Origin of the sequence: Patiriisocius marinus (genome assembly GCF_008974325.1) — a bacterium.
In the GTDB taxonomy this organism is placed as follows: Bacteria; Bacteroidota; Bacteroidia; order Flavobacteriales; family Flavobacteriaceae; genus Patiriisocius; species Patiriisocius marinus.
On record NZ_BKCG01000004.1, the window covers coordinates 190,240 to 216,680 of the forward strand.

General features: G+C 33.7%; 27 protein-coding genes. 21 read left to right on the forward strand and 6 right to left on the reverse strand.

Features of this window, described 5'->3' with window-relative positions; genetic code table 11:
• Nucleotides 1-12 precede the first annotated feature (12 nt).
• Nucleotides 13-405: an SRPBCC family protein gene (locus GBH57_RS09350; RefSeq protein ID WP_151674227.1), complete on the forward strand. Its 393-nt coding sequence runs from the start codon at nt 13-15 to the stop codon at nt 403-405.
• Here GBH57_RS09350 and GBH57_RS09355 read toward each other — a convergent pair.
• Complete coding sequence (locus GBH57_RS09355; protein WP_151674228.1) at nt 402-1,142, reverse strand: biotin--[acetyl-CoA-carboxylase] ligase; 741 nt, start codon at nt 1,140-1,142, stop codon at nt 402-404. The genes GBH57_RS09350 and GBH57_RS09355 overlap by 4 nt on opposite strands.
• Before the next feature lie 75 nt (nt 1,143-1,217).
• Here GBH57_RS09355 and rsfS point away from each other — a divergent pair, with 75 nt between their 5' ends.
• The 6 genes from rsfS (at nt 1,218) to GBH57_RS09385 (ending at nt 6,014) form a co-directional block, all read left to right on the forward strand.
• Nucleotides 1,218-1,589: a ribosome silencing factor gene (rsfS, locus tag GBH57_RS09360; RefSeq protein WP_151674229.1), complete on the forward strand. Its 372-nt coding sequence runs from the start codon at nt 1,218-1,220 to the stop codon at nt 1,587-1,589.
• 15 nt (nt 1,590-1,604) lie between these two features.
• Nucleotides 1,605-3,578, forward strand: coding sequence for an ATP-dependent zinc metalloprotease FtsH (gene ftsH / locus GBH57_RS09365; protein WP_151674230.1), 1,974 nt, complete (start codon nt 1,605-1,607; stop codon nt 3,576-3,578).
• A 107-nt stretch (nt 3,579-3,685) separates the two neighbouring features.
• The gene (locus GBH57_RS09370) at nt 3,686-4,300 is read left to right on the forward strand and encodes a lactate utilization protein B/C (RefSeq protein WP_151674231.1); all 615 of its coding nucleotides are present in this window, start codon (nt 3,686-3,688) and stop codon (nt 4,298-4,300) included.
• 1 nt (nt 4,301) lies between these two features.
• Nucleotides 4,302-5,105: a phosphatidate cytidylyltransferase gene (locus GBH57_RS09375; RefSeq protein ID WP_151674232.1), complete on the forward strand. Its 804-nt coding sequence runs from the start codon at nt 4,302-4,304 to the stop codon at nt 5,103-5,105.
• Nucleotides 5,095-5,745: a phosphatidylserine decarboxylase family protein gene (locus GBH57_RS09380; protein WP_151674233.1), complete on the forward strand. Its 651-nt coding sequence runs from the start codon at nt 5,095-5,097 to the stop codon at nt 5,743-5,745. The genes GBH57_RS09375 and GBH57_RS09380 overlap by 11 nt, the downstream gene beginning before the upstream one ends.
• Entirely contained in the window at nt 5,745-6,014 is a 270-nt protein-coding gene (locus GBH57_RS09385) for an acyl-CoA-binding protein (RefSeq protein WP_151674234.1), read from the forward strand. Before GBH57_RS09380 ends, GBH57_RS09385 begins: the two co-directional genes overlap by 1 nt.
• A 66-nt stretch (nt 6,015-6,080) precedes the next feature.
• On the opposite strand, the gene GBH57_RS09390 is transcribed toward GBH57_RS09385, so the two are convergent.
• The gene (locus GBH57_RS09390) at nt 6,081-8,714 is read right to left on the reverse strand and encodes a valine--tRNA ligase (protein ID WP_151674235.1); all 2,634 of its coding nucleotides are present in this window, start codon (nt 8,712-8,714) and stop codon (nt 6,081-6,083) included.
• A 132-nt stretch (nt 8,715-8,846) separates the two neighbouring features.
• Here GBH57_RS09390 and GBH57_RS09395 point away from each other — a divergent pair, with 132 nt between their 5' ends.
• Nucleotides 8,847-9,245: a DUF1573 domain-containing protein gene (locus GBH57_RS09395; RefSeq protein WP_151674236.1), complete on the forward strand. Its 399-nt coding sequence runs from the start codon at nt 8,847-8,849 to the stop codon at nt 9,243-9,245.
• Nucleotides 9,246-9,332: 87 nt separating this feature from the next.
• Here GBH57_RS09395 and GBH57_RS09400 read toward each other — a convergent pair whose 3' ends face one another.
• The gene (locus GBH57_RS09400; RefSeq protein WP_161596087.1) at nt 9,333-10,685 is read right to left on the reverse strand and encodes an aspartyl protease family protein; all 1,353 of its coding nucleotides are present in this window, start codon (nt 10,683-10,685) and stop codon (nt 9,333-9,335) included.
• Nucleotides 10,686-10,778: 93 nt separating this feature from the next.
• On the opposite strand from GBH57_RS09400, the gene GBH57_RS09405 reads away from it, so the two are divergent.
• Together GBH57_RS09405 and murB are read left to right on the forward strand one after the other, a co-directional pair.
• The gene (locus GBH57_RS09405) at nt 10,779-11,969 is read left to right on the forward strand and encodes a pyridoxal phosphate-dependent aminotransferase (protein WP_151674238.1); all 1,191 of its coding nucleotides are present in this window, start codon (nt 10,779-10,781) and stop codon (nt 11,967-11,969) included.
• 25 nt (nt 11,970-11,994) lie between these two features.
• Complete coding sequence (murB, locus tag GBH57_RS09410) at nt 11,995-13,011, forward strand: UDP-N-acetylmuramate dehydrogenase (protein WP_151674239.1); 1,017 nt, start codon at nt 11,995-11,997, stop codon at nt 13,009-13,011.
• A gap of 3 nt (nt 13,012-13,014) precedes the next feature.
• Here the strand turns inward: murB and GBH57_RS09415 are convergent, their stop codons facing one another.
• A complete protein-coding gene (locus GBH57_RS09415; RefSeq protein ID WP_151674240.1) occupies nt 13,015-13,572 on the reverse strand; it encodes a fasciclin domain-containing protein in 558 nt (185 codons plus the stop codon).
• An 89-nt stretch (nt 13,573-13,661) separates the two neighbouring features.
• Between GBH57_RS09415 and GBH57_RS09420 the strand changes: the two genes are divergently transcribed.
• The 6 genes from GBH57_RS09420 to GBH57_RS09445 all read left to right on the forward strand — a co-directional run bounded on the left by GBH57_RS09420 (nt 13,662) and on the right by GBH57_RS09445 (nt 19,888).
• Nucleotides 13,662-13,865, forward strand: coding sequence for a membrane or secreted protein (locus GBH57_RS09420; RefSeq protein WP_151674241.1), 204 nt, complete (start codon nt 13,662-13,664; stop codon nt 13,863-13,865).
• Nucleotides 13,866-13,900: 35 nt separating this feature from the next.
• Nucleotides 13,901-14,995, forward strand: a complete 1,095-nt coding sequence (locus GBH57_RS09425; RefSeq protein WP_306424017.1) for a glycosyltransferase — start codon at nt 13,901-13,903, stop codon at nt 14,993-14,995.
• The gene (locus GBH57_RS09430) at nt 14,986-15,555 is read left to right on the forward strand and encodes an RNA polymerase sigma factor (RefSeq protein ID WP_151674243.1); all 570 of its coding nucleotides are present in this window, start codon (nt 14,986-14,988) and stop codon (nt 15,553-15,555) included. Before GBH57_RS09425 ends, GBH57_RS09430 begins: the two co-directional genes overlap by 10 nt.
• A gap of 147 nt (nt 15,556-15,702) precedes the next feature.
• Nucleotides 15,703-16,578, forward strand: coding sequence for a lipoyl synthase (lipA, locus tag GBH57_RS09435; protein ID WP_151674244.1), 876 nt, complete (start codon nt 15,703-15,705; stop codon nt 16,576-16,578).
• A 17-nt stretch (nt 16,579-16,595) separates the two neighbouring features.
• On the forward strand, nt 16,596-17,591 hold the full coding sequence (gap, locus tag GBH57_RS09440; protein ID WP_151674245.1) for a type I glyceraldehyde-3-phosphate dehydrogenase: 996 nt from the start codon (nt 16,596-16,598) through the stop codon (nt 17,589-17,591).
• A 35-nt stretch (nt 17,592-17,626) separates the two neighbouring features.
• A complete protein-coding gene (locus GBH57_RS09445) occupies nt 17,627-19,888 on the forward strand; it encodes a response regulator (RefSeq protein ID WP_235904682.1) in 2,262 nt (753 codons plus the stop codon).
• On the opposite strand, the gene lpxK is transcribed toward GBH57_RS09445, so the two are convergent.
• Nucleotides 19,885-20,895: a tetraacyldisaccharide 4'-kinase gene (gene lpxK / locus GBH57_RS09450; protein ID WP_151674246.1), complete on the reverse strand. Its 1,011-nt coding sequence runs from the start codon at nt 20,893-20,895 to the stop codon at nt 19,885-19,887. The two genes, GBH57_RS09445 and lpxK, sit on opposite strands and share 4 nt — an antisense overlap.
• A 111-nt stretch (nt 20,896-21,006) precedes the next feature.
• Between lpxK and GBH57_RS09455 the strand changes: the two genes are divergently transcribed.
• From GBH57_RS09455 to GBH57_RS16020, 5 genes are all read left to right on the forward strand, one after another.
• Entirely contained in the window at nt 21,007-22,101 is a 1,095-nt protein-coding gene (locus GBH57_RS09455; protein ID WP_151674247.1) for a Nif3-like dinuclear metal center hexameric protein, read from the forward strand.
• A gap of 3 nt (nt 22,102-22,104) precedes the next feature.
• Nucleotides 22,105-22,887: a zinc ribbon domain-containing protein gene (locus tag GBH57_RS09460; protein ID WP_151674248.1), complete on the forward strand. Its 783-nt coding sequence runs from the start codon at nt 22,105-22,107 to the stop codon at nt 22,885-22,887.
• A 149-nt stretch (nt 22,888-23,036) separates the two neighbouring features.
• Nucleotides 23,037-23,717 carry a peptide-methionine (S)-S-oxide reductase MsrA gene (gene msrA, locus GBH57_RS09465; RefSeq protein ID WP_151674249.1) on the forward strand — a complete coding sequence of 227 codons (681 nt, stop codon included), beginning with the start codon at nt 23,037-23,039 and terminating at the stop codon, nt 23,715-23,717.
• Nucleotides 23,718-23,841: 124 nt separating this feature from the next.
• Nucleotides 23,842-25,371 carry a hypothetical protein gene (locus tag GBH57_RS09470; protein WP_151674250.1) on the forward strand — a complete coding sequence of 510 codons (1,530 nt, stop codon included), beginning with the start codon at nt 23,842-23,844 and terminating at the stop codon, nt 25,369-25,371.
• Between the two features lie 13 nt (nt 25,372-25,384).
• Nucleotides 25,385-25,561 carry a hypothetical protein gene (locus tag GBH57_RS16020; protein ID WP_161596088.1) on the forward strand — a complete coding sequence of 59 codons (177 nt, stop codon included), beginning with the start codon at nt 25,385-25,387 and terminating at the stop codon, nt 25,559-25,561.
• Here GBH57_RS16020 and GBH57_RS09475 read toward each other — a convergent pair.
• On the reverse strand, nt 25,533-26,366 hold the full coding sequence (locus GBH57_RS09475) for a class I SAM-dependent methyltransferase (protein ID WP_151674251.1): 834 nt from the start codon (nt 26,364-26,366) through the stop codon (nt 25,533-25,535). The two genes, GBH57_RS16020 and GBH57_RS09475, sit on opposite strands and share 29 nt — an antisense overlap.
• Nucleotides 26,367-26,441: the final 75 nt, after the last annotated feature.

The following is a 26,441-nucleotide window of genomic DNA, read 5'->3' on the forward strand; positions in this document are numbered from 1 at the left end:
TAAAATACTTCTATGGAATTAAACAGCAACAAAGTAACCGTTAATAAAAGCGCAGCAGATGTTTGTACGTATTTAGGTGACGTGAAAAACTTTGAAGAGTTAATGCCAGAAAACATAAATAAGTTTGAGGTTATTAGAGAAAACGCTTTTGTTTTTGGTTTAAGTGGAATGCCCGAAATTGCTTTAGAAATCAAAGAAATAGATTCTCCAAATACTGTTACCTTAGGAGCAATTAGCGACAAAATTCCATTTACATTAATTGCAAATGTTGAAGCTATTGATGAGAACACATCTGAAGTAGAACTGGTTTTTACTGGTAAATTCAATATGATGATGGCAATGATGGTCAAAGGACCTGTATCTAAATTTATTGATACACTTGCGACAAACTTAACAACAGTTTAAAGGCAAAACTTCACCTCTTTTAAGTCGAACGTTTGAATGTTTTCAGATTCTAATAAAACCTGAAGCAAACCATCGCTTGTAACACCTTTTACTACACCGTTAAATCTATTTTTTGAAAGATCTTCAAACACCTGAATCTTTTCTTTCATAAAAAGTAGTTCGTGATATTGGGTATGTATTTTTTGATACAAGCCACTTTCAACCAATGCTAACTTTTTCAACACCCTGCATATAATCTTATCAAGAATTTCTGAAATAGTATAATGTTGCCCACTACTCAATTTCATTGAAGACGCGTGAGGCAAACCAGGGAAAAACTCATTGTTAACATTAAGACCAATTCCTATTATTGAGGTTTTTACTACACTTTTTTGAATAAAGTTTTCAATTAAAATTCCGCCACATTTCTTTCCACGTGACATAATGTCGTTAGGCCATTTTACTTTTATACCTGAAATATTAAATTCTTTTAAAATTTCGGCTATGCCTATTGCAACTGCCATAGACACATAAAAAGAGTCTTTTACCTCAACCCCTTCAAACAACTTATAAATACTAAAAGCTAAACTTTTTTTATCCTCACTAAACCACGTAGCACCAAGCTGGCCGCGACCTTTAGACTGATGACTAGTTACCACAACGGTGGCGTCATTTAATTTAGTTACACGTGACAAGTCCTTGAGATACGTGTTAGTTGATGCGGTGGCACTAAGTTTGATTAGAGTGTAAGGTGACAAATTAAGATTTTATTAGCGATGCAAAGTAAGCAAACAATCAAAAAAGTAATAACTTTGCATAAATAAATATGTTGGATGGCCAAAAAAGAAAAGAATACAGATCTTCTTATTACAAATATTATTAGAGGAATTGAAGAGGTAAAAGGACAAGATATTGAAATCCTAGACCTTAGAGAAATTGAAAATACAGTTACAGATTATTTTATTATTTGCAATGGTACTTCAAATACACAAGTAAATGCTATTGTTAGTTCGGTACAAAAAACAGTGAGTAAAGCTTTAAAAGAAAAGGCTTGGCACATTGAAGGTAGCGATAATAGCGAATGGATATTAATGGACTATGTGCACGTAGTAGTTCACGTATTCCAAAAACACATTAGAGAATTTTACGACATCGAAGGATTATGGGGAGATGCTAAGTCAGTAAAAATCGAAACTTCACTTTAAATCACAGCAAGCCACATGGCAAACGATAAAAAACAAGATTCTAGAGATAAGAATAACAAGAAACCAGACTTAAAAAAACCTAAATTCAATGCGTATTGGATTTATGGTGCATTAGCATTTTTCTTTTTAGCTTTTTATTTTACAGGCGGCAGTAACATGTCTCAAGCAACGAAAACTACTCAAGCAGAATTTGAACAATACCTGCGAAACGGAGAAGTCTCTAAAGTTGAAATTGTAAACAAGAAAGTAGCTCAGGTATATTTAACACCTGAAGCTTTAACCGAAGAGAAACATTTAAAAAATAAACCAAAAGGATTTTTAGCACCAGGACCTAATGATCCTAACTATCAATTTGAATTTGGTGATCTTCAAAACTTTGAAAACAATTTCAAGCAAATAAAAGCTGAAAACAATATTGACACACAAATAGTTTGGCAAACCGAGTCAAACGTATGGGGTGAGGTTCTTGTTGGTCTTTTGCCGTTTATTGTAATTATTGGAATTTGGATTTTCATTATGCGACGCATGTCTGCAGGCGGCGGAGGCGGTGCTGGTGGTCAAATATTTAATATCGGAAAATCTAAAGCAAAACTTTTTGATGAAAAAGTGGATGTAAAAACATCATTCAAAGATGTTGCTGGACTAGAAGGAGCCAAGGAAGAAGTACAAGAAATTGTAGACTTTCTTAAATTCCCAGAAAAATATACAGCTTTAGGAGGTAAAATACCAAAAGGTGCATTGCTAGTAGGACCTCCAGGAACTGGTAAAACACTTTTAGCTAGAGCCGTTGCAGGTGAAGCAAAAGTGCCATTCTTTTCATTGTCAGGATCTGATTTTGTAGAGATGTTTGTTGGTGTAGGTGCATCTCGTGTTAGAGATTTATTTAAACAAGCAAAGGAAAAATCTCCATCAATTATTTTTATTGATGAAATTGACGCAATTGGTCGTGCAAGAGGAAAAAGTAATATGTCAGGTTCAAATGACGAACGCGAAAACACTCTAAACCAACTATTAACTGAAATGGACGGTTTTGGGACTAATTCTAATGTAATTGTTATTGCAGCAACTAACCGTGCAGATGTATTAGATAAAGCATTAATGCGTGCAGGTCGTTTTGATAGACAAATTTACGTGGATTTACCTGATGTAAGAGAACGTAAAGAAATATTCGAAGTACACCTTCGTCCATTAAAAAAAGAGGAAGGATTAGACACTGATTTCCTTTCTAAACAAACACCTGGTTTCTCTGGAGCAGATATTGCAAATGTTTGTAACGAAGCTGCATTAATAGCAGCTAGAAACGGAAAGAAAGCTGTTGGAAAACAAGACTTTTTAGATGCTGTTGATAGGATTGTAGGTGGACTTGAAAAGAAAAACAAGATTATCACACCAGGTGAGAAAAAAGCAATTGCTTTTCACGAAGCAGGACACGCAACTGTTAGCTGGATGTTAGAACATGCCGCACCATTAGTTAAAGTAACCATTGTTCCAAGAGGGCAATCTTTAGGTGCCGCTTGGTATTTACCTGAAGAACGATTGATCGTTAGACCAGAGCAAATGCTAGATGAAATGTGTGCAACTTTAGGGGGTCGTGCCGCTGAGAAAGTTATTTTCAATAAAATTTCAACTGGAGCATTAAGTGATCTTGAAAAAGTTACTAAACAAGCTCGCGCAATGGTTACCATATATGGCTTAAACGATAAAGTAGGAAATCTTACCTATTATGATTCTAGCGGACAGTCAGAATACAGTTTTGGAAAACCTTATAGTGAAAAAACAGCCGAACTTATCGATAAAGAAATTTCTAATTTGATAGAAACTCAATATCAAAGAGCTATAGATTTACTAGAAGTTAATAAAGACAAGCTTACAGAACTAGCTAATGTATTGCTAGACAAAGAGGTTATATTTAAAGATAACCTTGAAAAGATTTTTGGAAGAAGACCTTTTGACAAAACTGAAGAAACTGAAGAGCCAACTACTATATAGTTGGCTTTAGTTTTTGTTAGTTAAACTTTAGCTTAGAAATTACACTCTCTATAATATTTTAGTATCTTTGGGTTTAGACTTATTTAAACTCCTCATAACCCCACTGTATGAGTCTTTTTGATAGACTTTTTAAAGGAATTACCAAAAGTGATAATCAACCTAGCAATAAAGGTAAAGGTTCATCACGTGGTAAATATTACCCTGAAGAAAACTCACCTATCGATGAAAAGTTCACTTATAACTTTAATCGAAATGGAGGTAAGTTTCTTTATTGTGAAAATATGGCGGAGGTTAGTGAATCGTTTGACAATATCCTTTTAGAGAATGATTGGTATGAAAATGATGTTTTTTGCATAGACGAAACTTTAAAAAGTAAATTTACTGGCTATAACTTAAATTTCATTAAGAAAACAAAAGCTACATTTTTTCTTACCAGATGTGAATCTCTAGTTTGTAATAACGGATCAATTCTTCTTTCATCTAGACAAATTAAAGAGAAAAAGCTAGATGAGCTACCAAGCAATATTGTTGTTTTTGCCACTACCAGTCAATTCACAGAGAATATTAGTGAAGGCTTACGCATTATTAAAAACACATGCGACAACTTTATTCCAAGCAATATTACCACCATTCAAGACTTCGAAACTGGAAAAGAAAAGGATTTTATGAGTTACGGAAGTAGTACAAAAAACCTATATTTGCTGCTACTCGAAGATTTATAATATGAGAGAAGTTATTGTACGCACCATTTCTGGTGTACTTTATATACTTATCGTAATTTTTTCTATGTATACATCGCGAGAGTGGTTTATGGCACTATTCTTCCTACTAGGTATTTTAGTCCTAAAAGAATTTTTAAAACTAGTCCACCTTACTTCCTACATTGCTTACGTTTTACTTGCTGCTGGATTATACTTTTTAAGTTATAATACATTTGCAGATCAAGCAGTAAATATATATTTAATTCTATCCTGTTTTGTTTGCTTGTTTTTATTTAAGGATATGCTTTGGACTTCAAAAATTCCAATGTTCGAGAAAAAGAAATATATCACTACTATCTTTTACATAATTAGTGGATTTGTATTTCTAACACTTATCCCATTTTCGAATGGAACATTTATGCCTGAGATTATTGTTGCTGTTTTCTCTTTAATATGGGCTAACGACACAATGGCTTATGTAATAGGTAAGTCGTTTGGTAAACACAAATTACTTGAGCGAATATCTCCTAAAAAAACTATCGAGGGCTTTTTAGGTGGACTTGGAGGCTCATTGATTGCAGGATTTATTATCTTTAAATTAACTAACATTTACAACCTCCCTATTTGGCTATGTCTCGCATTGATTGCCTCAGTTTTTGGTACCATTGGAGATCTTGTGCAATCTAAATTTAAGCGTCAGGCTGGAGTTAAGGATAGTGGTAATTTAATGCCAGGGCACGGAGGATTATATGACAGGCTAGACAGTGTTGTTTATGCAAGTCCATTCATTTTTGCATTTTTAGAAATCGTAGACTATGTTTCATAAAGAAGGTCATAAAATTATATTAATCACATTATTTATTGTCGTTGCAATAAGTTTAGGTGCAGATTATTTAGTTAATAATTCAGTTATTAGAGGAGGTATTGTTATTGCCGCAATAGCATTACTAGTACTAGTATTACAATTTTTTAGAAATCCTAAAAGAAGTTTCATCACCAGTGACGATACTGTATTATCACCAGTGGATGGAAAAGTTGTAGTAATTGAAAAGGTTTTTGAAAAAGAATTTTTCAAAGAAGAACGCCTACAAGTTTCCGTTTTTATGTCTCCAATAAACGTTCACGTAACAAGGTATCCAGTTGCAGGAAATGTTGTTTTCAGCAAATATCATCCTGGAAAATTTCTAGTAGCTTGGCATCCAAAATCTAGTGAAGAAAACGAACGCACCACTGTAGTAGTGAATAATAAAAGCTTCGGAAATGTGCTTCACCGTCAAATTGCTGGCGCATTAGCAAAACGTATTGTTAATTATGCAAAAGAAGGTCAGGTAGTCGAACAAGCTAGTGATAGTGGATTTATCAAGTTTGGCTCAAGAGTTGATGTTTTCCTTCCAGTTGACACAAAACTTGATGTTACTTTAAATCAAAAAGTAAAAGGAGGAATCACCGTTTTAGCTAGAAAGTAATGACTTCAGAGGAAATAGACATAGCATTTAAAAAATCGGTTGAAATTGTAAACAGCCATCACAAGCCCTTTCCTGCAGATACCCTCCTTAAATTATATGCTTATTACAAAATTGCAACAAATGCTCCTCATAAAGCTAGTAAGAGTAAACAAGCACTTATCACAGCTTTTAAAACAAATGCACTTTTCCAAACTAAACATTTAAGTGAGGACGAAGCAAAACAATTATACATAGAAACAGCAAACAACTACTTCCTTTATAGAAAATAAAAAAGACAGCTAAATAGCTGTCTTTTTTATTTAAAGCTAATTACTAAATTAGCCGTATGTGAATACCTATTTCAAACTTTTCAATGAGGCTTCAATAGTTTCAATTTGAGCAATTGCATCTGCCTCTTTCTTTCGTTCGTTAGCAACTACTTGTTCAGGAGCACCACTTACAAATTTTTCATTCTTTAGTTTCCCTTGCACACTTCGTAAAAATCCTTTTATGTACTTTAATTCTTCTTCGAGTTTTACAATTTCTTCTTCAACATTTATAGCACCTGCCATTGGAATAAAATACTCATTCGATTTTACTCTAAAAGTTAGCGCACCTTCTACAGCTTCAGCAACCTGAGACATTTTTTCAATATTCCCTAATTTGCTAATTACAGTTTCAAAACGATTTTCACTTTGTTCTGATGCTAGTACATGTAGCTCAATAGCATCTTTAAACGCTATATTTTTCTCTTTTCTAATTGTTCTAATTCCTGAAACCACATCGGCAGCAAAACTAAACTCTTCTAAAAGCGCAGTATCTATTTCTGTCGCTTCAGGCCAGTGATTTACAATTAATGCCTGTTCTGGCGTACGACTTGCAATTTCGTGCCATAACTCTTCAGTTAAGAAAGGCATAAATGGATGCAAAATTCTTAAGTTATCTTCAAATAATGACATTACCTCTTTGTATGTTTTTGAGTCTATTGGCGCTTGGTAAGCTGGCTTAATAATTTCTAATAACCAACCACAGAAATCATCCCATATCAATTTATAAGTCCCCATTAAAGCATCACTTATACGATATTTACTATAATGATCATCAATTTCTAAAATTGTCTGCTGTAACTTAGACCTGTACCAATCTATTGCCAAACGAGAAGCCTCCGGTTGAGATATACTCGCATCTTGTTCCCAAGACTGCGTTAACTTAAAGGCATTCCATATTTTGTTAGAAAACCCTTTTCCTTGTTGACATAAACCCTCATCAAACATTAAATCGTTTCCAGCAGGAGCACTTAACAATAGCCCTACTCTTACACCATCTGCACTGTAATCATCAATTAATTTTAGCGCATCGGGAGAATTCCCTAATGACTTACTCATTTTACGACGTTGCTTGTCTCTAACAAGCCCAGTTAAATACACATTTTTAAAAGGCCTTTTTCCTGTATATTCATAACCAGCAATAATCATACGTGCAACCCAGAAAAATAATATGTCTGGACCCGTTACTAAGTCGTTAGTTGGATAATAATATTTGAACTCTTCATTATCTGGATCATTAAGTCCATCAAACACACTCATTGGCCATAACCAAGATGAGAACCAAGTGTCAAGCGCATCAGCATCTTGCGTTAAATCTTCTGCTTTTAGATCTGCCCTACCAGTTCTTTCTTTAGCAGCTACAATTGCTTCTTCTAAAGTTTCGGCTACAACAAAATCCTCTTTACCATCACCGTAGAAATAAGCTGGAATTTGTTGTCCCCACCATAATTGACGTGAAATATTCCAATCACGAATATTTGTCATCCAATGACGGTACGTATTTTCAAACTTTTTAGGATGCAAAACAACATCATCATCTTCCAACACAGCTTTAATAGCTGGTTTTACAAGATCTTCCATTTTAAGAAACCATTGATCACTTAACCTTGGCTCAATAACCGCTTTAGTACGCTCACTAGTTCCTACTTTATTAAGGTGTTGCTCCGTTTTGACCAAAACTCCTAACTCATCAAGTTCTTTAGTAACTGCTTTACGAGCTTCAAAACGATCTTGACCTTCATAATGCAAACCAAAACTATTTAAACTTGCATCATCATTAAAAATATCGATAACTTCAAGCTTATGTTTATCACCAAGTGCTTTATCGTTAACATCGTGAGCAGGCGTTACTTTTAAACAACCAGTTCCAAATTCCACATCAACATAATCATCCTCTATAATTGGAATTACTCGATTACAAATTGGCACTATTGCTTTTTTCCCTCGTAAGTGTGCAAAACGCTCATCATTAGGATTTATACAAATTGCTGTATCACCAAAAATTGTTTCAGGTCTTGTTGTTGCAATAGTTAACTTATCATCACTACCTTCAATTTTATAATTGATGAAATATAGATTCCCTTGTTTTTCAACGTGATTTACCTCTTCATCACTTAATGTAGTTTTAGCTTCAGGATCCCAGTTAACCATTCGGTAACCACGATATATTAGACCTTTATTGTATAGATCTACAAAACTTTTAATTACCTGTTGTGACATTGATGGATCTAACGTAAACTTAGTTCGTTCCCAATCGCAAGAAGCACCTAATTTTTTTAATTGATCTAAAATAACACCGCCATATTCATCTGTCCAGTCCCAAGCGTGCTTTAAAAATTCATCACGGGTTAGATCAGCTTTTTCAATTCCTTCGCTTTTCAGCTTTGCTACAACCTTTGCTTCCGTCGCAATACTAGCGTGATCTGTACCTGGTACCCAGCAAGCATTAAAACCTTTTAAACGCGCACGACGTATTAGCACATCTTGTATGGTGTTATTAAGCATATGCCCCATATGCAATATCCCTGTCACATTAGGAGGTGGAATCACTATTGTATAAGGTTCACGATCATCTGGAGTACTATGAAAATAGTTGTTCTCCATCCAATATGAATACCATTTATCTTCTATATTTTTTGCGTTATAAGTTGCGTCTAAGGCCATTTTGGTCTGATTTTTGAAATACACTACAAAAGTAGGCAACTCCTCAAGATTATGAAATTATTAATGTGCATAACTTGGGTTGCAAATAGTAAGAAAGTTACCTACTTTAGCAATCACTTAAAAAACGATATTATGAAAAAATTACTTTTAGTTGCAGTTATAGCTCTAGTGAGTTTCGCAACAAATGCACAGGCAAAAATCACTTTTAAGAGTGACACGGTAGATTACGGGAAAATTGAAAAAGGTAGCGATGGAGTTCGTGTTTTTGAATTCACTAACACAGGAGACGCTCCATTAATCGTAACTGACGTTAAGTCAAGTTGTGGTTGTACTGTACCTAAAAAACCAAAAGGACCAATAGCAGCTGGTGCTGACGGGACTATTGAAGTAAAATACGATACAAACCGTGTAGGACCAATTAGAAAAAACGTTACCGTTTACTCTAATGCAGATGAACCAATTAAACTTTTAAAAATTAAAGGTGAGGTTATGAAGCCAGCAGGTAGTGTTCTTGAAAAAACTGAAGAATAAATCTAGGCATTCGCCGAAATTTTAAATAATAAAAAGTCCGTTTCACACATTTGTGAAACGGACTTTTGCATGATGAAACATTGAAGATTAAAATTTTCTCTTTAATTTAAAACTGGTCTTTAACAATTCGTTATCGCGTTCATATTCAATTTTTATTTTTTTACCAACCTCTTGACGAAATAATGCATTTAGCTCATATAGCTCATAATTATAGCTAAATGAACCATTAATTTTAATTAGCGCATCACCAACTTTTAATCCTGCCAAATCTGCAGCTGAATCTTCCCTAACCTCAGCAATAACGACTTTAGGAGCAGTAAACAATTGATACAAAGGATCTATACGTATCGTAGTATTAGAAGTGCTACTATTGTGCTTCCCTGAAAAAGCAATACTCAATCCTTCACTCTTAACATCTTGCAATTCCTTTACACGATATGAACCATCATACATAAGCGTAAGGCCACTTAAATCATAATCAAAGGGTTTCTTATATTTTCTATTCCTCTTTAAAACAAGACATTTATTTCTATAATCTATTGTAGTATTAAATCTAGAAAGTAGTGCTCCGCCTATACTTCCACCGCGTTCTTCTTTTAGTTCAATTCCATCATAGGATATATCTTCAGGAAATGCAGCTGTCACTTCTTCAAAAGTGAATTTCCCTATTACCACACTCGACACTCGAGATCGCTTACCATAAATAGCACCACTTAAAGTGTACCCTAAAAAATCTTCAAAATAATTTATAGCTGTTTCATCAATATGCTTTTCAGAATCAAACAACCATAAAGCGTCGCTGGAACCTGAATCAATCAACATAGAAACAGGCTTTTCACCTTCTATATCAAGGTAGATATACGGTTTATTTTTAAAAAAATCTAATGGTAGTAAATCGCACTTTCTACAAGGTTTCTTAGCAATGTCACGAAAATTTCGAGCAACAATTTTACTAGCACTATATTGTATTGAAACTTCAAAATTTTTAAAATACTCATAACCAATAATTCCGTGAATAGGAACTCCCATATATTTAGAAAAATCAATCATTTCATCAAAAACCACATACAGTGTATGATTAACATCTACAGCATCACCTAATTTTAGAGTATTATTAAAACTTCGCAAAGCTTCTTTAGATTCCTGACTACCTAAACCCCTAATTTTAATTTTTTCGGCATTTTTAATTTCAACTGAATCCTCTTGAGTTACACCAAACAACACTGTTTTATCAACTCCAGTATCTAATAAAAATGAAAGTTTTGAACCATTAAGCTCAATAGGGACAACTATAAGATTGTTTATTGATTTAAAAGAAAACCGATCAACCTTCTTCCCTTTTGGCAAAAGAAATCCCTCTTGTGAAATGGCTATAAAATTTCCGAAGAAAAACATCATGACACAAAAAAACAATGCAGTTATTCTATTAAAATAATCCATCTGTTTCAAGGTAGAAAAAAATGAAGAACCTGACATTATATCGCTCTAATAATTCACTATTTTTTTGCAACTTTGTTTTCTAAAATTAAGACTATGCCTGCAATTTCCCAGAAAGGACAAAATATGCCGTCTTCCCCAATAAGGAAGCTAGTGCCGTTTGCTGAAAAAGCATACAAAGCGAATAAAACTGTTTTTCACCTTAACATAGGTCAACCAGATATTAAAAGTCCACAATTAGCAATGGACGCAGTTGCGAATCACAATCTTGAAATTCTTGCATATACGCGTAGCGAAGGTAGCGAGCCTTACCGCGCTAAAATTGCCGATTATCACAAGCGTAACCATATTATGGTAGAAGCTGATAATATTATTGTAACAACTGGCGGTAGTGAAGCACTACTTTTCGCAATGGGAAGTGTCGCTGACACTGGAGATGAAATTATTATTCCTGAGCCTTTTTACGCTAACTACAATGGTTTTGCAACCGCATCTGGCGTAAATATAGTTCCTGTAATTTCAAAAATTGAAGACAATTTTGCACTCCCTCCTATTCAGGAATTTGAAAAACTAATCACACCAAAAACTAAGGCAATTCTTATATGTAACCCAGGTAACCCAACAGGTTATTTATATAGTAAAGAAGAAATTAAAATACTTGCTGAAATAGTTAAAAAACACGACTTATTCCTTATTGCTGATGAAGTTTACCGTGAGTTTACTTATGACAATTTAAAGCATTACTCAATACTCGAAGAAGAAGGTTTAGATCAAAATGCTATTATTATTGATTCAGTTTCTAAGCGTTATTCAATGTGTGGAGCAAGAATAGGTTGTATCGTTTCTAAAAACAAAGAAGTAATGAGTGCTGCGATGAAATTTGCTCAGGCACGATTAAGCCCACCAACATTTGCACAAATTGCAAGTGAAGCTGCACTTAACACACCACAAAGTTATTTTGACGAAGTAATTGTAGAATATAAAGAACGTCGTGATACTTTAATTGAAAAGCTAGAAGAAATTCCTGGTGTACAGGTAGGCCATCCTAAAGGGGCATTCTACTGTATTGCTCAATTACCAATTAAAAACAGTGATGCTTTTGCACAATGGTTATTAGAAGAATTTGACGTTGACGGAGAAACCATTATGGTAGCTCCAGCCGCAGGCTTTTACTCATCTCCAGGCGTAGGATTAAATCAAATTAGAATTGCATATGTTCTAAACAAAGAGAGTTTAATCAAAGCAGTTAATATCTTAAAAAAGGCGCTTGAAGTCTACAAAGATTAATTAGCATATATTTAAAATATCCTACTTGGAGATACTAGAAAACATTTCGCTCAAACCGTACAATACCTTTGGTATTGATGCGGTTGCGCGATTTTTTGTTTCCATAAAATCTATTAATCAATTGAAAGAGGTTTTGGCGATGCCGAAATTTGAATCACCTTTTATATTGGGAGGAGGAAGCAATATGCTTCTAAAAGACAATATTGATACATTAGTAATACATATAGATTTAAAAGGAATTGAAGTAGTTTCAGAAACTGATGAAACCATTTTAATAAAGAGTATGGCTGGCGAAAACTGGCATGAATTTGTTTTATACTGCATTGAAAACAACTATGGAGGTTTAGAAAACATGTCCCTTATTCCTGGAAATGTTGGAACCTCTCCTATTCAGAATATTGGTGCTTATGGAGTAGAACTGAAAGATACATTTGTTGAATGCTCTGCCTTAGAAATAGCTACTGGCAACATCATAATTTTCACAAAAGAAGAGTGCAATTTTGGGTATCGAACATCTATTTTTAAAACCTCAAGAAAAGGTGAATTTATTATTACTGACGTTACTTTCAAGCTTTCAAAAATAAATCACACACTTCGCACTAGTTATGGAGCTATCAAAAACCAACTAGCAACTAATAACATAAAACAACCTTCAATTAAAGATGTAAGTGATGCGGTTATCACAATTAGACAATCTAAACTTCCTGACCCTAAAGTATTAGGAAACAGTGGTAGTTTTTTCAAAAACCCGATTGTATCAAAAGCCATATTTGAAGTATTTCACACAAAATTTCCTGACGCTCCATTTTATATTGTTTCGGAAACTGAATATAAAATTCCTGCAGGTTGGCTTATAGAACAAGTAGGTTTTAAAGGAAAAAGATTTGAGGATGCAGGAGTTCACAAAAACCAAGCATTAGTTTTAGTAAACTACGGAAATGCTACTGGCGATCAAATCTGGCAATTAGCTTTAAAAATACAAGCTAAAGTTCTTGCAAATTTTGGAATAGAAATTACTCCTGAAGTAAACATCGTCCCTTAGTACCTACTTCAGAAAAGTATCAATGGTATGAACTACGCCATTCTCAGCTAAGTAATCTGTAAATTTTAAGGAAGCCTCATTACCAAAAGGATCAAGTATCATTATATCCATTCCGTCTCTAGTCGCCTTAAGTTCATTTCCTGCTAATGCAACAAATGTATAAACCCCACCGTGTTCGCGTATTCGTTTCACTAAAAAAGCAGTTGTCATTTTACCTTTAACAATATACTTTTTAAGAAAGGATTCATCTAAATCATTAGTACTCAAATTACGTAATGCTTCATTAGTTGGCACTATTAAAGTATAAGGCCCTTCGGTTCCCATTAAAAGCTCTTTGAGTTTGATAGTCAAAGCATTTCTATAAACACTTAAATTAGCTTTATTTTCAAGGTGTTTATAAATACTCGTTCCCAACATCATAGGTGTATCTCTAACTGTTGTCGCTTCAGCTAAAGAGGCCTTTTCACTAACAAGTTTCTTCTCACTTTCAGTTTCGGTTTTGCACGAAGTGAAATGTAAAACAGGAGTCAGCAACAGTAGTAAAAGCACACTTTTCTTCACAAAAATTGGGATTTGGGTTTATTTTAAAAATAGGAAAATTTCGGGGATATCTATTCTAAAGATTGTATTTTTGCATAAAATAAATCGCTATGGAATTATTCTTATTCACTATCGCATTATTACTAGTCGCAGTTGGCGGAATTGCTATTAAAATCTGGGCTAAAAAAGATGGTAAATTCGCAGGTACTTGTGCCAGCCAAAGTCCTTTTCTAAACAAAGAAGGTGAAGCTTGTGGTTTTTGTGGTAAAACTCCAGATCAGTTTGCAAACTGCAACGAAGAAACTCACTCATAATACGACACCATCTAATCTCCTTTGGATAAATGCCTATGGTGTTACTTTACGTTTTTGGGAGTATTACTTTATTAAACATCCTTTTTTATCTCGCTTTTGCCAAGTTTTCATTTCATAAAATTTCGGCTAAAACAGTGTATGAAAATTCTCCTGTTTCCGTTTTAATTTGCGCTAAAAATGAAGCCGAAAATTTAAAGAAGAATATCCCTTCTATCTTATCACAAAATCATCCCAATTTTGAACTTATCCTTATTAACGACGCTTCAAGTGATGAAACACTTGATATTATGGAAGAGTTTAAGGAGTTGGATTCTCGTGTTCAAATAGTGAACGTTGTCAATAACGAAACATTTTGGGGAAGTAAAAAATATGCGCTTACACTAGGGATTAAAAAAGCAAAACACAAAAAATTAGTCTTTACTGATGCAGATTGTGCACCATCATCTAACAAATGGTTATCAATTATTTCTTCGGAAATTTTAGAAAGCAAAGAACTTGTTTTAGGGTATGGCGCTTATAAAAAAGAAAAAGGGTTTCTTAACGCATTGATTAGGTTTGAAACTCTAATGACTGCAACTCAGTATTTTTCATATGCATTAAATGGCACGCCTTATATGGGTGTAGGACGAAATCTAGCCTACACTTCCACATTATTTTTTGAAAATAAGGGTTTTATAAATCATATAAAAATAGCTAGTGGTGACGATGACTTATTTGTAAACGAAGTTGCTACTAAGAAAAATACTGCGATTAATTATCAAGAAGATGCTTTTACTATTTCCACACCTAAGAACACGTGGTCATCTTGGATTACTCAAAAACGCAGGCACGTTTCGGCAGCATCACATTACAAAAAAACCCATAAATTTATTTTAGGATTATTTTATATTAGCAATGTTCTTTTTTGGGTTGCAGCTCCGTTAAGTTTTTTCTTTATCGCTTGGGAATTTGCCCTTGCTATAATCGTAATACGTTTCATAATACAAAGTATTGTTTTAGGAAAAGCTGCTTATAAATTAAAGGAACAGAATTTGATACCATTTTTCATATTCTTAGAAATATTTTTAATTGTGGGGCAAATTGTTATCTTTATTTCTAACAGTGCCTCTAAGCCAACTCAGTGGAAATAGACAAATCTCTTATTGAAAAAAATATAGCCTTAGCAAAAAAAGGTAAGCAGAGCGCATATAATTTCCTATTAGATACTTATTGGAACGACGTTTATGGGTTCCAAATAAAACGAGTACACAATGATGTTGAAGCTGAAGACATTACTATCGAAACATTCTCAAAAGCATTTGACAAAATAGCCACATTCAATGATGATTATGTTTTTTCAACATGGCTTATCGCTATTTCGAAGAATATTCATATTGATAAAATAAGAAAGAAAAATGCTGCTTTATATGCTAATATTTCAGACACTAGTGAAGAACAAATAAAAAATGTAGCAGATCCTAGCCCTACTCCTGAAGATATTTTAATCACAGAGCAAAACCTTGCTGAACTTTTACGATACATAAAGCAACTAAAACCCGCATATCAAGAAGTTATCAATCTTAGATATTTTCAAGAAATGAGCTATAATGAGATTAGCGATAGTATTGACGTACCCTTAAGTAACATTAAAGTTAGATTACTAAGAGCTAAAAAATTACTTGCTGAAATCATCCAAAACAATCGTAATTAGTTAAACTAATTAACGGATGGTTGTTACCACAAAAATTTAGCAGAAAACACTCTGCTTAAAATGAATATCGCTACACAATAATATTGAGCCTTTTTCGCTTTATCCTATACCCTATTATTTAATTTTCAATGAGTATCTTTGTAGTCTATGAGTACAGAAACTATCGCACCTACTACACAACGAGTTCCTAAGCCGAAGTGGCTTCGTGTAAAATTACCTACGGGTAAAAAATACACTGCACTTAGAGGTCTTGTTGATAAATACGATTTACACACTATTTGCACTTCTGGAAGCTGCCCAAATATGGGTGAATGCTGGACAGAAGGAACTGCAACATTTATGATATTAGGAAATGTTTGTACCCGTTCTTGTGGATTCTGTGGTGTCAAAACAGGAAGACCTGAAGATGTAGATTGGGATGAACCTGAAAAAGTGGCCAGATCTATTAAATTAATGGAGATTAAACATGCAGTTGTCACCTCTGTAGATCGTGACGACATTAAAGACATGGGAAGTATTATTTGGGCTGAAACAGTTAAGGCTATTAGACGTATGAATCCCGAAACTACTCTTGAGACATTGATTCCAGATTTTCAAGGAAACACTCGTAACATAGATAGAATAATAGCAGTGAAGCCTGAAGTTGTTTCTCATAATATGGAAACTGTTAAGCGCTTAACTAGAGAGGTTCGTATACAAGCAAAATATGAACGCAGCTTAGAAGTTTTAAGATATTTAAAAGATCAAGGAATAGAACGAACAAAAAGTGGGATAATGTTGGGGCTAGGTGAAACTGAGGAAGAAGTTTTACAAACTATGAAAGACTTACGTGGTGTAGGACTTGACATTATTACTATAGGTCAATACTTACAACCTTCAAAAAAACACTTGCCAGTTAAAGAATTTATAACTCCTGAGCAATTTAAAAAATACGAAACTATTGGCTTAGAGATGGGATTCCGTCACGTTGAAAGTGGCGCACTTGTTCGATCATCATACAAAGCACAAAAACACCTTACGTAATATAACACTACTGTAAAATGCAAAAGATTAAGGTAGGGATCAATGGATTTGGAAGAATAGGAAGAACCTTATTTAGACTCTTAATCGATCATCCAGAAATTGAAGTAATTGCTATTAATGATATTGCAGATGCAAGAACATTAAGTCACCTTCTTAAATACGATAGTATTCACGGTGTTTTAAAGAAGAACATTTCAAGTACTGAAACTTCTATTAATATTGACAACACTTCAGTTAGATTTACTTCGGAAAAGTCACTTGATAATATTACTTGGCCAGATATTGATATTGTAGTAGAATCCACGGGTAAATATAAAGACAGAATTCAATTAGAAAAACACATTTCAGCTGGAGCAAAAAAAGTAATCCTCTCTGTTCCTCCTACTGATGAAAGTATAAAAACTGTAGTCCTTGGCGTTAACGACTATCTATTAAATAAAGATGATGTGATTATTTCAAATGCATCCTGCACCACAAATAACGCCGCGCCTATGCTTAAGCTAATCCACGAAAACTATGGAATTAATGAAGCATATATCACCACAATACACAGTTACACTACAGACCAAAGCCTTCACGATCAACCACATCGTGACTTAAGAAGGGCTCGTGCCGCTGGACAATCAATTGTACCCACCACCACAGGAGCTGCGAAAGCATTGACAAAAATTTTTCCTGATTTAAGCGATGCTATAGGTGGATGTGGAATACGTGTTCCTGTCCCTAACGGGTCACTTTGCGATATTACAATGAATGTAAAGAAAGATGTCACTATTGAAGAGGTAAATTCACTTTTTAAAAATGCCGCTTTAGGTTCATTAAAAAACATTATTGAATACACAGAAGACCCAATTGTCTCAATTGACATTATAGGGAATAGCCACTCTTGTGTGTTTGATTCACAAATGACATCTGTTATTGGCAATATGGTCAAAATAATAGGTTGGTATGATAACGAATCTGGCTATTCATCAAGAATTATTGATTTGATAATTAAAATATCGAGGAAATAACTATATTTACCGTTAAAATACACAGGTTGATTACTATGCCCTCGTCTATTCAACTTAATAAATTTCTACTTCTGCTGCTATTTCTAGTGGCATTTAATGGTTTTGGGCAAACCGATTCTAAGACAAAGCTATTAACCACCCAAGACTCGATAAACCAAGTGCTTGAGTATCGAAAAAATGCTGCTGAATCTATAAGCACTTTAAATTTTACTTATGCTATTGACCAATTAACATTAGCGAATAAACTAGTTAGAAATGTTAATAATCTAAACCTAAAAGCTGATGTTTTACTTACAAATGCTACGCTTCAATATTATTTCCAAAACTATGAGCAAGCTTCAAAAATAAATATTGAAGCTATTGACATTCTTAAAATTTCAGAAAAGAGAGAGAGTTTATCAGGAGCTTATTTAATACAAGGTTTAATAAATACAAGGACAAACAAATTTTCAGAAGCAGATTTATTCTATAAAAAATCTGATTCTATTTGTAAAATCACAAATGACGAAAAAGGTAAAACATCGTTATTATTAGCTAGAGGATTTAATGAACTCAAAAAGGGAAACCCAACAGTAGCCGTTAATTATTTCAATGCAGGCATTACACAATTTAGAAATAACGGCACAAAATACCAAGAAGCTTTTTGCTTAATTAATAAAGCTGACGCTTTACTTATGCTTGATGATAGTAATGGACATTCATACCTTTCTCAAGCTGAAACTTCACTAAAAGAAGCTCTAACTATTATTGATCAAAAAAAATACACCAAACTCAAAATTGACAGTTATAAAACTGCTTCAAAAATTTCTTTAAGAAAAGGCCAAGACTCTCTTGCGTTTAGTCAATTAAACGACTACACAACAAAACTTGACTCTATTCATATTATCTACATTAGTGCGATCTCATCGAGTGTTGATGGAGATACTAGTGTTGCCGAATTAAAAAAAGAAATAAAAGATTACAAAAACGATTTATTTGAAAAAGAAAAGTCTGAAAGTTTTAACAGTATTATTAATAGCTTAAGTATCGCTTTAATTGCCATTCTATCCTTACTTACACTTTCATTTTATAAAAACAACAATTTAAGAGCGAAAGCCAACAATCTGTTACAAGACAAAAACACTGAGCTAATGATGGCAAAGGAAAAAGCAGAAAAAGCTTCCTTAGCTAAAGCACAATTCCTATCTACAATAACACACGAACTTAGAACTCCACTTTACGCAGTAACTGGATTAACACACTTACTAATTGAGGAAAACCCGAAAGAACACCAAAAGGAACACTTAAATTCACTGAAATTTTCAGGAGAATATCTATTATCACTAATTAATAATATTCTAGATTTAAATAAGCTTGAAGCTAATAAAGTGGAAGTTGAAAAAACAACTTTCGACCTAAAGAAGCGAATTAAAGATGTTTTAATTGCTTTGAAAAAATCTGCTGACGACAGAAAGACTATTTTAAAATTAGAATTTGACGATAACATTCCTAAAAAACTTTCTGGAGATCCACTAAAGCTATCACAAATACTAATAAACCTTGTTGGTAATTCAGTTAAGTTCACACAAAACGGAAATGTTACTGTGAGAGTGAGTAAAATTGATCAATTAAACAAAACCGTAAAACTAAATTTCGAAATTGAAGATAACGGTGTTGGTATCTCTAAGAAGAAACAAAAAAGTATATTCGAAACCTTCTCACAAGGATCATTACAAATTAATAGAAAATTTGGCGGTACAGGATTAGGACTTTCAATAGTAAAAAACTTACTCGAATTAATGAATAGCAAAATACATCTAGAAAGCCAGCTTGGACAAGGGTCAAAATTTTGGTTTAATCTAGATATTGATATTCCAGAAGACTCAGCAATTGCAGCTCAAAAAGAATCAGAACGCGATCTTGTAAATTATGACAAATTGAAAGGTAAAAATGTTCTTGTTGTGGAAGACAATAAGATCAATCAAATGATTACAAGAAAAATTCTAGAGAAGAATAAGATGACGTGTCAAGTAGCAGACAATGGAACCGATGCAATTAAATTGGTTCAAGAAAACGACTTTGACATTGTACTAATGGACATCCATATGCCAGGTATTAGTGGTATTGAAGCAACTATTAAAATAAGAGAGTTTAACACAACTATTCCTATTATAGCTTTAACCGCTGTTACTATAGATGAAAATCTAGACGAATTTTACAAAGCAGGATTTAATGATATTATCCCAAAACCATTTAAACCTGAATTATTCTTCGCTAAAATCTACAACACGCTTTACAAAGAAGAATTAAACAACTAGTTCTTAAAGTTTCTAACATGTTCTAAAACATGTTTTCTTAAAAATTGACTTTGATTATTTAATATTTCAGTTTTAATTGGCAGATAATACAATGCATATTTTTGAAGATCCTCTTTAAGGCGCATGTAATCTTTTTCTGTGGTAATTATGAGTTCTTCTTTTCGTAGAGATTCAATTTCGCTATCGCTAAAAGAATGGTGATCTGGAAATTTTCTATGTTCGAAATTAAAACCCTGCTCTTTTAAAAAATCCACTAAAGGCGTTGGATTTGCAATTCCAGTAACCAATGTAAATTTCTTATTCACCAAATAGTCAAGTGCTAAAGTTTCGGTTTTACCAATCAACTCCTGTGCGTAGTCAATTTTAGAAAAATAAACTTTTTGCTCAGGAAGGCTATCAACAAGAAACTTGAATTCCTGCATTTTAGCATAAGCTGTATGCGGAGGGACCTTTGTAGCTATAATCACATTAGCCCTATCAGCCCCTTTTCTAGATTCTCTCAAATTACCCGCTGGCAATAAAAAGTCCTTAAAATAAGGGTCTAAATACGATGTAAGAAGTATTGAAAAACTTGGTTTTACTTTTCTATGCTGAAATGCGTCGTCTAACAAAATTACATCTGCAGCATCTTTAATTCGGTTAATTCCCGTACGTCTATCTGCACAAACTGCGACGGTTACTTTTGGGAATTTCTGTTTAAACTGAAGTGGTTCATCACCAACTTCTTCAGCCGTATTTGTGGTTAAAACCTCAATAAAACCAGTCGTGTTTCGTTTATAACCACGACTTAAAACGGCAACACTATAATCTTCTTTCAATAAACGTATAAGCCATTCAATCATAGGTGTTTTTCCAGTACCACCTACAGAAAGGTTACCAACGCAAATTACTGGAAGCTCATAACTTTTTGACTCCCAATAACCTTGATTATAAAAATAGTTACGCAAACTTGTGACACCGCCATAACCAGCGGCAAAAGGAAATAACACTTTGCGTAAATTTTTCATAAAACGAAAGTACAAAAAACTCTTTCTCAAAGAATCGAAAGAATCATACATTTTAAAATTGCTCGCTAAGGATTAGGAGAATGCCTTATATTTACCTATAAATTAATATTCATGAATGTAAAAGATATTCTTTCATTACTAAACGATTTTGCTCCTCTGCATTATACTGAAGGATTTGACAATACTGGTCTTTTAGTAGGTAATCCCAATGCTTTGACAACTGGAGTTTTAGTCACACTTGATACGTTAGAAAACATTGTTGACGAAGCAATACAAAGAAAATGCAATGTAATAGTAAGCTTCCACCCTATTATTTTTAGCGGTTTAAAAAAAATAACAGGGAAAAGCTATGTTGAACGTGTTGTTTTAAAAGCTATTAAAAATGACATTAATATTATTGCAATTCACACAGCATTAGATAATAGTTTTCAAGGCGTAAATGCAAAAATATGTGATGTATTAGGTTTAGAAAATCGCGAGGTGCTTATCCCAAAAGAAGGAACCATAAAAAAACTGACAACATATGTACCAGTTAAAGATGCGCAAAAATTAAAGAATGCATTGTTTTCAGTAGGTGCTGGCAGTATTGGCAATTATGATAATTGTAGCTTCAGCACAGACGGCATAGGTACTTATAAAGGAAATGAAAATTCAAACCCAGTTATTGGCGAAAGAGGTGTTGTACAAGAAGAAACCGAAACACAGTTAAATATAACGTTCCACCCTCATCTTGAAGCCGAAATTTTAAAAACATTACACACTGCTCATCCATATGAAGAGGTTGCTTACGAGCTTACAACGCTTAACAATATGAATCAGCATATTGGAATGGGAATGATAGGCACACTTTCTGAAAGCATGAACGAGCTTGAATTTTTAAAATTTCTGAAGAAAAAAATGAAAACTGACTGTGTTCGTCACTCAAACTTACAAAGTAAAACGATTAAAAAAGTAGCAGTTTTAGGAGGTAGCGGAAGTTTCGCAATAAAAAATGCAATCAACAAAGAAGCAGATGCTTATGTAACTGCTGATTGTAAATATCACGATTTTTTTAGCGCGGAAAACAACATATTATTAGCTGATATTGGCCACTACGAAAGTGAACAGTACACAAAAGAGCTATTACATGCCTACCTTACAAAAAAAATGCCTAATTTTGCAGTCGTTTTATCGCAAATAAACACAAATCCAATTAGCTATTTTTAAGGTATGGCATCAAAGAAAGAAATTACTGTTGAAGAAAAGCTTCGCGCTTTATATGATCTACAACTTATTGACTCTCGCGTAGACGAGATCAAAAACGTACGAGGAGAACTGCCTTTAGAGGTGGAAGATCTTGCAGATGAAGTTGCTGGTATGCACACTCGCATGGAGAAACTTACTGCAGACCTTGATGTAATCGAAGATGACATTAAGTCTAAGAAAAACGGTATTGAGACTTCAAAAGAGTTGATCAAAAAATATACTGCACAACAAGACAATGTACGTAACAACCGTGAGTTTAACGCGTTGAGCAAAGAGGTAGAGTTTCAAGAACTTGAAATTCAATTAGCCGAAAAGCACATTAAAGAATATAAAGCACAAATAGAGCAGAAAACTGCTGTAATCGACGAGACTAAAAGTCGTATTAGTGCCCGTGAAGAACACTTAAAGCATAAGCAAGGTGAACTTGACGAAATTTTGAGCGAGACTCAAAAAGAAGAAGAGCTACTAATGAAAGAAAGCGCTAAATTTGAAAAACAAATTGAAGAGCGTTTAGTTAAAGCTTATAAACGTATTCGCGGAAACGTGAAAAACGGATTGGCAGTTGTTGCTGTTGAACGTGGAGCTTCTGGAGGATCTTTCTTTACTATTCCACCACAAGTACAAATGGAAATTGCATCTCGTAAAAAAATTATTACAGATGAACACAGTGGACGTATCCTTGTAGATCCAGAACTTGCAAACGAAGAAATTGAGCGTATGGAAAAGGTTTTTGCTAAATTAAAATAGTAAAACTTTAAGACCTCATTATAATAAATATGGCAAAGCCTTCACATAACGTGAAGGCTTTTTTTATTAATTTCACTTTTGCTAAATAGAGCTTACTTGTATTGCAAGCAAATTATATGAGCTTCGACAAAGTATTTAAAATAAAACCTATGAAAAAATACACCATACTACTTATCGCTACAGTAATATTTTCACTTCAAGCTGCTTGCCAGTCATCAAATAAAACTAATAAAGAAGCAGAAGCTAAAGCGCAATTGTCTAAAACCCCTGTTGAAGTCCCAACTAAAAATGGACTTGACAGAGCTTATTTTGCAAGCGGATGCTTTTGGTGCGTAGAAGCCATTTATGAAAGTGTTAAAGGTGTTGAGGAATCTATTTCGGGATATTCTGGTGGACATACAGACAACCCAACCTACGAGTCTAGCAACACAGGAAGAACTGGACATGCTGAAGCAGTTGAAATAATTTACAATCCTAGTGTGGTTAGTTTTGAAACCCTAGTTGATGTGTATTTTGGTTCACAAAATATTACTCAAGTAAATGGTCAAGGTGGCGATAGAGGTTCGCAATATCGTTCAATAATTTTTTATCAAAATGATGCTCAGAAAAACATTATTGATGATAAGATTACTGAAATTGAACAAGAGATTGGAACAGGTAAAGTAGCAGCTCAAGTATTACCATTTGAAAAATTCTGGGAAGCTGAAGGGTATCATCAAAATTATGAACGCCTAAACCCTAACAACCCTTACATACAAAATGTATCTGTTCCTCGATTAAAAAGATTTCAACGTAAATTCCCTGAATTACTTAAAACTGACACTCATTAACATATAGCTAGTTTATTAAATTCCCCAAGGAGATTTCATAAAAATGGAATCTCCTTTTTTTATCATTTAACAACAAATAGCGCAACGGTTTTCATAAATTAGTATCTTAAAAAGAAAAGCTACTATGATAAAAAAGTTACTATTTATATTTTTCGCTTATTTACTTGTTTCATGTGGTGGAGATGACGACACAACATCAGACCCAAATTCATCGGCAAATACTTTTGACGTAACCATTGGTTATGTAACAAATCACGAAGTGGGTATTAACTGGACAACACCAACTCAAAGTATTGAAGGGACAGTTTCCTATAAAATAGTTTTAGAAGGCGAAGTATTAGCTGAAAACTACACTAATAATTATTGGGATTTTACGCAGCTTTTTTCTGACTATGAATACTCAGGTTCTATTTTTGCAGTAGACACCTCCGGAAACAGCACTGTCACAAATTTTTCGTTTAGAACTGAAATCACTCCTTTTAACCCAGACTGCGGAAACTGCTTTATTACGCTAAGGACTCAAACAGAGGTAGATAATTTACCCCCTTATACTTCAATAAATGAATTAACAATTTCAGCAACAAATACAGGTGACGACATTACAAACCTAAATAACTTATCGAATATACAAACCATTAGAAAATTTTGGATTCACGAAGCCACAATAACTAATGTAGATGGTTTAGAAAACTTAACGGAAGTAGGCACTTGTTGGATTTGGGACAACTCAAACCTAAATGATATAAATGGTTTAGAAAACTTATCAGCGAGCTGGTTATTAATTCAAAATAATCCAAGTCTTACAGATATTAGCGCACTAACAATAGGTGGAGAATATATTAGATTTGAACTTAATGACACTCCTGAAATCATACTTCCAAATATTGCTGCAAATTGTGATGAGTGCACTATATCAATTGAAAACTCAGGTATTACAAATTTAAATGGATTCAACAACGTTCAAACTTTAAAAAGCTTAACAATAGATAATGCACCAGCGTTACATGATATTAGCGCACTTAGTAATGTAAATACTTTTGAGAATCTTAAAATAAAAGATGCTCCTCAACTATCTGACATTAGTAGTTTAAATAATGTAAATTCAATATATGGATTAGAGTTAAACAACTTACCGCTACTCTCTAATTTCAACCCATTGAGTTCTATCAGTTTTAATGACATTAAATTTACTAACCTACCATTGCTTAATGATTTCACATTTCTGAATAACACCACGTCTTTAAACACATTAAATCTTGGTAACCTACCACAAATTAGCAATTTACCCTCTCTAACAAATGTAACTAGCCTTTACGGTCTATATCTTAGCAATCTACCTTCTATTACAGCTATTGATGGCTTAGAAAACTTAACTGCAATTGAGGAATTAGAGATAAACAGTCTTGTAGGTATAACTTCTCTTGAAGGACTAAATAACCTTACCTCATCATCCGGAAGTGGAGACAGAGCAAGGATTTACATTAACAATAACAGCCAACTAACAGACTTTTGTGCTTTAACAACATATGCGCTAAACACCACTTGTTATGATGAATATATTGAGCCACAAGTTTATTCAGAATATCAAGTAAACGGAAATGCTTATAATCCAACCGAACCACAAATGGAATCAACAACTGCGTGCTCACAATAAAAAAACTAAAACTATGAAAAAGCTCCTTTTCATATTAATCGCATTAACTCTTATTGCCTGTGGCGAGGATGATGAGAATGAACCCCAAATAGTAAATATTTTTAATGGAGATCTTACTATAACTATACAAGAAGAAGTAGATAATTTTGCTTATACTGAAATTAAAACTCCTGAAGGCTGTTCCCAATAAAAACTTTATCTTTAACAGCCTTCACCTCAAAAAGTAAAGGATAGAGTTTAGAAGGCAATTCATACAACCCGTTTTTATTTGTCACTAAATCTGGAAATACATTGTAAGGGGATTGCTCATATTCCTTTAAAAATTCGATTGTCAATCCTGCATTTGCAAGCGAAGAAACTACTTCACCCAAACTGTGGTTCCAGCCGTATTCTTTGCTTTCAAAGTCGGCATCTGGTGCGGCGTAACTCCCTGTGTATTCTTCATAAATAGCTTCGCGTTGTTGGTAACCGTATTTCATAACTGGTGGCGAAACTGTATAATCAAACATCCACGCAATAGGATGAAAATCTACAATGTAGAAAACACCACCTGGTTTTAAACGTTCGGCAATCATTTGTGCCCACGGTTTTAAATCTGGCAGCCAGCCTATCGTTCCATAGCTTGTAAAAACAATGTCAAATTTCTCATCAATGTGCTTAGCAACATCTAAAACATTACAACAAACAAAAGTCGCATCTTCTGAAATTTCATCATTCAATGTACGTGCATACGCAATTGCAGCATCACTAATATCAACACCAGTGCAAGTTGCCCCCATCCTACTCCAGCTCAACGTATCTTGACCAAAGTGACATTGTAAATGCAATATTGATTTATCTACTACATCACCAAGCGCTTTAAGCTCAAAAATATTTAAACTGGTTTGTCCTTTTTTAAAACCAGCTACATCGTAGAAATCACTTGCCACGTGTTGTGCAATTCGCTTATTCCAAGTTTCTTTATTTAAATTAAACGCTTTTGTTAAATCAGTCATTTATTCACAGTTATTTTAATTAATCAAATATTTTTATATGCAATACACAATAATAACAATAGTTCATTAGCAATT